The organism is Acetobacter musti (genome assembly GCF_011516835.1).
Lineage (GTDB): Bacteria > Pseudomonadota > Alphaproteobacteria > Acetobacterales > Acetobacteraceae > Acetobacter > Acetobacter musti.
Genome location: NZ_WOTB01000072.1, coordinates 1 through 5,454 on the forward strand (window position 1 = coordinate 1; position 5,454 = coordinate 5,454).

2 protein-coding genes and 1 pseudogene are annotated in these 5,454 nt (G+C 54.0%); 1 reads left to right on the forward strand and 2 read right to left on the reverse strand.

The window, feature by feature from the left end; translation table 11 throughout:
* Positions 1 to 101 (forward strand): annotated as a pseudogene (locus GOB93_RS20490) (IS5-like element ISMex42 family transposase); the annotation flags it as partial.
* A gap of 151 nt (positions 102 to 252) precedes the next feature.
* Here the strand turns inward: GOB93_RS20490 and GOB93_RS21865 are convergent.
* Together GOB93_RS21865 and GOB93_RS20500 are read right to left on the reverse strand one after the other, a co-directional pair.
* Positions 253 to 3,147, reverse strand: coding sequence for an SEC-C metal-binding domain-containing protein (locus GOB93_RS21865; RefSeq protein WP_173585220.1), 2,895 nt, complete (start codon positions 3,145 to 3,147; stop codon positions 253 to 255).
* A gap of 548 nt (positions 3,148 to 3,695) precedes the next feature.
* Positions 3,696 to 5,454, reverse strand: a 1,759-nt coding sequence (locus GOB93_RS20500) for a hypothetical protein (RefSeq protein WP_206752627.1), incomplete at its 5' end; no start/stop codon positions are given.

A 5,454-nucleotide genomic window follows, 5' to 3' on the forward strand; every position in this document is an offset into this window, starting at 1 on the left:
TCAAGGAATGGCGCGCTGTCGCAACCAGATACGAAAAAACAGCAACCTCGTTCCTCGCGGTCATCCACATCGCTGCCGCCGCAGACTGGATCAAGTGCTAACAGGCCCTAAATAGTCTCTCTCAACGGACATGAGCGACCCGATCCATTACACAACAACTTGGCCATCAAACGGTCAACCGCTTTCGGACATGTAATGGTAATAGTGAACATGCTGGTTACCACGATGACTGAGGAATAAAGTGGGACGACGTTACCGTCCATGGCATTGCTTGTATTTCTTATCCGAGCCACACGGGCAACGCTCGTTGCGCCCAACGCTTCTACGCGGTTCGACGATCTTTGGTGTACCACGCCGTTGATCAAGCAGCGCTTGGAAAGATTCCGAGATGTTGACCTCGCGTTGACGCGGTCCTCCGAAGCGCCGCACCTCCTCAATGAGCCGCTTCTGGTTCTGGAACGCTTCGCGATGCTCCGGCGCCATCGCCTCTTCGAACGGCCGGAGCAGCGCCACCTCCGCTGCTGCCGCTTGATGATCGCCGCAGTAGGCTAGCACCACTGCATAGAGCGCCCGCGTCTCCAAAACGCGTGAGGCCAGTCCAACGGCCTGTATGATCGGGAAGAGATTTTGCTCAAGAACCTGCCGAGCGCCTATAAAGTCATGTACCCAGACGAAGTCGTCGACTAGATCGAGCCCGACCCGCACCAGCGAGTCGAATGCGTGAGCAAGTTCGTAGAACTTCATTGCATGTATGCGAGCCATCGCGGAACGCTGGCTCATTCTTCCGGCAGCCTGCGCGAGCAGATCGAGCGTGTCGGCCAGATGTTTCAGCGTAGCGGTGACATCCCAATCCGAAGGCAGCAGCGAGCGCAACTCCGGAGCATTGCGCCCTATCACATCTGCTGGGGTAACACCGAGCTCTTCGTAATATTCCTTGATCAGTTCGGAAGCTGCTTCGACGGCAGAAGAGTTATCGCCAAGTTTGTATAGGGCAAGCGCCCGGTTGTAGCGGAACACGCGCATATGCGCAGTTCGCGCCGGAATGCGCTGCTCGACCATCGCGAGCATCTCATCGACACCCTCCGCATCCTCGAGCATTGACATGAGGAGCATACGCTTCATACCCCAAGCCAGCCATGCGTCGTCGCCAAGTTCGTTCGCTTCGACCAAGGTCTGCATTTCGTCGACGCGACTACTGGTAAGCTCAAATTTTCCTTCTCTAAAATCGTTGAACACAAGTCCATCCAAGGCCCAGAGACGTGTTTCGGGATCCGCCTCTGCGTTGGCTGCGATGTCGATCAGGAATGGCTCGATCTCCGGCCAGACGCCCATCTCGTGAAACAACTCGTCTGTCGCGAACTCGACCAGGGCCTTCGCCTCTCCCAGTTGCCCGTAGAGCCGGATGAGAAGCCCCAGCTTCGCGATGCTCCAGTTTTTATGGATGGAGACGACAATCACCTCGCGAAGAACGGTCTTGGCCTTATTTTCCACCGTACTGCCCCGCCTGGCCAGATCCGCTAGGCCAAGCAGACGGACAGCGTCGTGTATCTTGAGAGCAGAGTTGCCGAATAGCTCCAGCGCGCCTGTCGCCGGCAGCGCTCGCAGACGTGCAGCAATCGCCCGAACATCGAGACCACAGGCCCCCTGAAGCAACTTGATAGCCTCATCTCGTGATAATGCGACGTCGGCTAGGCTCAAGATTGCGATCGTCTCGCGGGAGTCGGATGGCAACCCCTCGAACGCTCGCCTCAGAATGATCTCTTGGGCAGTCTCGATAACATGCGTCTGTGTATTGACGTCTTCGCAGAAAGACCGAATTGAACCACCATACTCTCGAGCAGCAACCGTCGCAGCGTTGAGAACGTAGAACGGCAAGCCGCCCGTAAGGCGTGAAAGGCGCTCACAATCGCTGAAGTCAGCCTTACACCCAACGTCGTGAACGACAGCCGCGATCGTATCCTCATTCCAGCCATGCAGCGTCTCAGCAGTAACAGCTAGTCTTGCTTCCAAAGCAGCGATCTCTACACCCGGCTGACCGAGCAGCAAGAACCGTATGTGCGGCGCGCGGGCGACGATCAACTCGATTTCGGATGCCGCCACCCGATGGACATTGTCGATCACGACATGGGCGTGAGCGCTCTCCTTGCCAAGCTTGACATTTAGCGTACCGAGCATTTCGAGACCGCTCGCGCCAGGAAGCAGTATCTCACCGAGCTTACCTTTCGACCGCCCAAACATTCGGCCAGCAACCTCGCGGGTGACAGCAGATGCAAGAGCCGGCCCTGGAGTGTCGCCGACGTCGATGTAGGTCACAGGCAGCGGCGCGTGCAGGGCCGCCTCGGCCACCCATGCCGTCTTGCCCGCGCCCGACAGACCCGAGACGATACGAACCCTTTCGTCACCGAGCAACGCTGGCTCGTCGACCTGCGCCCTGTAGATCGGCGGCGGAGTCGGTAATTCTTGCGTCTGGACGGCCAACTGCTCAAAGAGCTCAGACAACTCTTCACGCGAAAAGCTATGATCCTGCCTCGACGGGGATCCGGCCGACGCGAACATTACGACGCTCGCGAGCTTCCACGTGAGAGTCTCCGGCTTCAACAGAGCAAACGGCAACTTGCTCGCGAGTGCGGAGCAGGCAGTGATCGCTTCATCTACACTTCGCGGAGGCACGGGGAGAAACGAGTCCGTCGGTGTCGGCCCGTCCGGCCAGTGTAATTGCACATCCTTCGGCCAATCTTCGGCGAAAATCTTCTCGAGCAGCGGCCCCGATGGAGCCGCATTGGACGCGATCACGAAGCTGGCGTCGCCCTCCCTAGCGCCCGTGCTATATTTGTTCTTGATCTCCTTGAAGCGCTGAAGGGCGCCTTCCACATCGCCAACATTCAGACTGCCGACGCGCGTTTTTATCTGTACGTATACCCGTCGACGCGCCAGCACGACCTCCAAGTCCTCGTCCCGCTCCACAACGACCCGTTCGACGCCTTTCGTCCCGGCTAGAAGCAGGCAAATCGCTCCATATATGTGCTGATAGAGAAAGCCGCGATGGACTGCCTCGATACGGATGAGTTGACGTTTGTCGACAACTGTGACGTCCTCACCCGAAGGGTTCTCGCCGCTCAATTTTGCAATTTTCGAATCTTCGGTCAATGCGAATCTCGAAGTTGAATAGGTGGTTACCCTCTTGAGAGGCGAGCGGTCAAAGTTGTTTATCAAATACCTGTATAGTTGAAAGGAGGAATTCAATCCCCTTCTGATGGTCAAGTAGGATTAGTCACTCCCTAGAACCACCACTGTTAGAGTGCTGTTCTATGGCGATAAGTAATTACTTGTAATTATTGAGGTCTGGAGGGCAACTGTGATATGTCTTCTCTTCGCGCTTTTCTCAAGCCACCGACTATGTGTGAACAAATCTGACGCATTCGGCGACAGACACCAGTCACTGTTTTCGATTGAACTGTCCCGAGATGGGCAGAGATTGATAGCTTAGCATAGGAATTTTGAATCGCCGTTTAATGAACTTGATCAGACGACACGCATGGCTCTCGCTGACGGCCATACGTTTTGACTTTCCCCGTGATGCCCTACAGCCCCCACCCGTGTATCACATCAGCCTCTCAGTCATGCAGTGTGACACCGAGCGACCAACCTTCCTCCTTCATCTCTAACAGTCCTAACTTTTTTCCGAAATTTCCTTTTTACCTTGACAGTTCATTTGGTCGTTTTAGTCTCCCAGGCACTTTGAATACAACAAGATGTCTGACCGTGACGTCCCCTTCGGGGACCAAACTATCATACCAGATACAGTCTTCAACGGAGGATGGAAGATCAGTACGATCAACCAGTTCTAAGATACCCAACATGCCAAGTTTGACATTGGTGCCTTGGTAGCTAGCAGCCTGCCCGACGTACTTCCTTGCAACTTCACGAGACACGTGGCCTTCGTGCCTTTTTAGCTCAATCAGAAAACGCCAGTCACCATGACCTATGTAGATATCAGCTCTCCCCTTCGCAATACCCTCTAGCTCTGTCTGGATTGCTCCTTCAGTCAGGTTACCAACGAAAAATTCACGTAAATCCTTTTGGAAATCTGCCTCCAAGGGATTCTTGGCAAAAAGATACTTACCTCGATCTCCCAATTCTTTCTTAGTTGCATCCTGCCGATCCATGCAGAAGCGAATCACCTGAAAAACGAGGCGGTCAAACGTCTCCTTAAATCGGCCAATGTAATAAGGACTGTCTGAAAGCTTTGATCGAATATCTCGGAAAATACACTGAAATACCGGATTTGCCATTTCGCTTTCGGATATAAGTTTATCCTTTGCTGCGCCAATCACACGATCAACGAATACATCTGGCGCTCCTATATCATTGAGGACACCTTGGAGCTTCTCGATATAGGTGTCCTCTCCCTGTTTTCCCAGCAGGTCGGGCTCCGTTGCAATAGCAGATATCCGATCTCGAAGGGTTACCGCGACGTCGCGGTACTCCCCAATAAAGTCGGGGTCACGCAGTCGATCATCGAGATGCGCAAGAAGTCCCCTGCTCCGAACAAAGCTTGCTTCAATACGGGGCCTGAGAAGAATGCCAAATCCAATCCCACCCGCAATCGTGCGGTCTGCATCATAAACTTTGAGAAGACGGTCCAGCACTTCGCAAGCGCGCAACCAACTTGGTCGGTCGAGTTCGACGGCTATGCGAGGGATGTATTCTAATAGCTCAAACCATTGCACATCCCGATCCCACCGAGGGATAAGCCAGTCAGGTAACCTATCAGCCGAGAGTAAGAAAGCTCGATCCGCTGCAGTGTTCGCCAACGTATGAAAAGCCTGTTGCAAATCAGACTCACCGGCATTCCTAGCAAATCCTTGAACAACTTCGATTACAGCAGCATACACCTTAGCATCGGATCGATCGGGATCGATACAATCAGCTTCCAAGAACAAAGTTCGAGCTGACTCTAATCCGGCCATCAGCGAATGCTGATCACTACCGTCGAGCGCAATTGACAGCAATGCGTTCCCGTACTCGAACGTAGCCTCCCCACTTGCCGCTGGATTCCTGCGCAACCTCTCGAGAACGATGAGAAGGTCACGATCACACCAAGCATGAAAAGCAACCCCAACAATCTTTGCTGCATGCTCAAGGAAAATTCCGTTCTCCTCTGGTTCGATCTCAACTAGAACTGACAAAAGCCTGAAACGCGTGACGACTCCACCAAGCGCAAGACGTAGCCAAGTTTCAAGAGCATAGGCCGCAATCAGGCTATTACGGTTGTCGCTACGTGCAGCCGCCTGCATTTCGAGAGACCTAATAAGTCGTAATCCGACACGAGCACGCAGCACCTCAGAGGTGGTCCCCATTTTTCGGACAGGGCGATAAGCTATCATCTGGCCTGAACGAGGACGGGTTTTATGGGCAAGGTTACGCGGAAACGGTATGCGGCAGAGTTCAAGT